Consider the following 2,885-nt stretch of genomic DNA (forward strand, 5'->3'; position numbering starts at 1 on the left):
GGTGGCGGCCGAAGTGCGCAAGCTGGCCGAGCGCAGCCAAGTGGCCGCGCAGGAGATTGGCACGCTGGCCAGCCACAGCGTGCAATTGGCCGAAAAAGCCGGCACGCTGCTGACGAATATGGTGCCCTCGATCCAGAAGACTTCAGAGCTGGTGCAGGAGATCTCGGCCGCCTCCAGCGAACAGTCGCAGGGCGTGACGCAAATCAATGGCGCAATGAATCATCTGTCCACCGCCACGCAGCAAACGGCTTCAGCTTCGGAAGAACTGTCGGCCACCGCCGAGCAGTTGTCGGCACAGGCCGCACAGTTGCAAGAGCAGATGGCCTACTTCAAGCTGGCCGAGGACGCGCAGGCGGGCCGGCCGACCAGCGGCGCTGGCCACAAGCACGGCAATAGCCCTCGAACGTTCCCTGGCAGGCGCTGAAACAAGGCAGCCCGCCCTTCCGGCCAGATTGGCCGAAAAGTCACCGTCAAAAAGAAAGAAGTCCCACATGCTTTCACTGCTGCGCAAGCTCATGCTCTGGCAACGTTTTGTGTTGCTGGCCGTCATCGCGATTCTGGCCTGCGGCATACCTTCTGCGATGGTGCTGAAGAGCATGATGCAACAGGTAGAGACTGCCCAGGCCGAGGACCAAGGCATCGACCCCTTGCGGCCGACAGCCCAGGCCTTGCGTTTGCTGCAGATTCAACGAGGCCTGTCGGGCTTGGTCTTGATCGGCGACGCCTCGGCGCAAGCCAAGCTGAGCAGCACCCAAACGGAGCTGAAGACCCAGCTCGAGATCTTGCTCAAGGCCATCCCGCCAGAAAACGAGCGCTACAAGGCAAGCCTGCAACGAGCCACAGCGATACAGGCGAACGTAATCAAACTGCAAGACCAGGTGAACGCCAAGGCCATAGAACCGGGGAGCAGTTTTGCAGCACACAGCGAGCTGGTAGGGGAAGGCCTGCTCCTGATTGAAGGCATAGCCGACGCCTCCGGTCTATCGCTTGACCCCGAAGAGTCGAGCTACTTCTTGATCACGGCGGTCGCTGAATACATTCCGCAACTGACCGAGGCCATCGCCTTGGTGCGCGGCAAGAGCGTGGGCTTGGTCAAACAGATGAGCAGCGGCCAAACCGTCAATCCCAACGACCTGGCAGCCTTGAATGGCCTGCGTGAAAAGTCAGACTTTTGGCGCCTGCGCAACCAGCGCCAGATCGAAAAGGCTTTGAAGAGTGACCCGGAGCTGGCAAAGGGCTTGAACCAGAGCACCCAATTGGCTCAGCAATCGGCCGAGGACTTTCTCAAGCAAGTGGACCAGCAAATTGCCAGCGGCAAGCCCAGCATCAGCGCAGCGGATTTGTTTGCCCAAGGCACGGTGGCCACCGATGCGCAATTCGCCCTGTTCAAGGTCGCCACCGACAACTTGGAAAAATTGCTGATTGAGCGCATCAAGCAACTCAGTTCGCAGCGCAACCTCGCCGGCATGGCGCTAGGGGGTCTGATTTTGTTGGCCCTACTTGTGGGCACGGCCATCGTGCGCTCGGTCACCCAACCGATGCAGCGGGCGGTGGACGCGGCGCGTGCCGTGGCCGCCGGCGACTTGAACTTCGATACGCAGGACAAGCACCGTGACGAAGTGGGCAAGCTGCTCGCAGCTCTTGGACTGATGCAAGTAAACTTGCGTGAACGCATTGAACGGGACGCAGTGCTAAGCGCCGAAACCGGCCGCATCAAACAAGCTCTCGACGTCTGCTCCACCAATGTGATGATCGCCGACGTTGACCTCAACATCATCTATATGAACCGCTCGGTCACACAGATGATGCAAGGCAACGAGGCCGAGTTGAAGAAGTCGCTGCCCAACTTCAATGCCCGCCAACTGATCGGCGCCAATATCGACGGCTTCCACAAAAACCCCGGCCACCAGCGCGGCATGCTGGCCCAGTTGCAGTCCGAGTACAAGACCCAGATCAAGGTTTCCAGCCTGGATTTTGGCCTGATCGCCAACCCCATCATCGATAGCACCGGCCAACGGCTGGGCACGGTGGTTGAATGGCGCGATGTCACACAAGAGCTGGCCGCCCGCGCGCGCGAACAAGCACTGGCCAGCGAGAACGCCCGCATCAAACAGGCGCTGGACATCTGCTCTACCAATGTGATGATCGCCGACCCCGACGGCAACATCATCTACAACAACACCTCAGCGGCCCAGATGATGCAGCGCAACGAAGCCGAGCTGCGCAAGGCCTTGCCGCAATTCAATGCGCGCTCCATCGTCGGGTCCAATTTCGATCAATTCCACCGTAACCCCTCACATCAGCGCAATCTACTGGGGGCCTTGAAGCAGGAGTACAAGACCGAAATCAAGGTCAGCAGCCTGACCTTCTCGCTGACCGCTAACCCGATCAATGACGCCAAGGGCACTCGCCTAGGCACTGTAGTTGAGTGGAAAGATCGCACCGCCGAAGTCGCAGCCGAAGTTGAAGTGGGCGCGATGGTGGACAGCGCCAATGGCGGCGACTTCGCCAGCCGGATTGAGCTGGAGGGCAAGGAGCCCTTCTTCCGAATGCTGGGCGAAAAGTTCAACTCGCTGGTAGACACCGTCAGCAACACCATCCGTGAGGTAAGGGTGTCGGCCGACCAACTTGGCGGCGCCTCGGATCAGGTCTCACAAACCTCGCAAAGCCTCTCGCATTCGGCCTCGCAGCAGGCCGCCAGCGTCGAGCAGACCACCGCTCAATTACAGGAGATGGCGGCCTCGGTGAAGCAAAACTCCGACAGCGCCAACATCACCGACGGCATGGCGACCAAGGCCGCCCGCGAAGCGATCGAGGGCGGGCAAGCGGTGGGTCAGACGGTCGACGCGATGAAGCAAATCGCCACCAAGATTTCCATCATTGAC

The 2,885-nt window shown here is 60.0% G+C and carries 2 protein-coding genes; both read left to right on the top strand.

The genetic code is table 11. The features are described from left to right. The coding region (locus LNV09_RS24550; RefSeq protein WP_263559690.1) for a methyl-accepting chemotaxis protein at positions 1 to 424 on the top strand (424 nt) is incomplete at its 5' end. A 67-nt stretch (positions 425 to 491) separates the two neighbouring features. After that, the coding region (locus tag LNV09_RS24555; RefSeq protein WP_263559691.1) for a methyl-accepting chemotaxis protein at positions 492 to 2,885 on the top strand (2,394 nt) is incomplete at its 3' end.

This window comes from Paucibacter sp. B2R-40 (assembly GCF_025717555.1).
Lineage (GTDB): Bacteria > Pseudomonadota > Gammaproteobacteria > Burkholderiales > Burkholderiaceae_C > Paucibacter_A.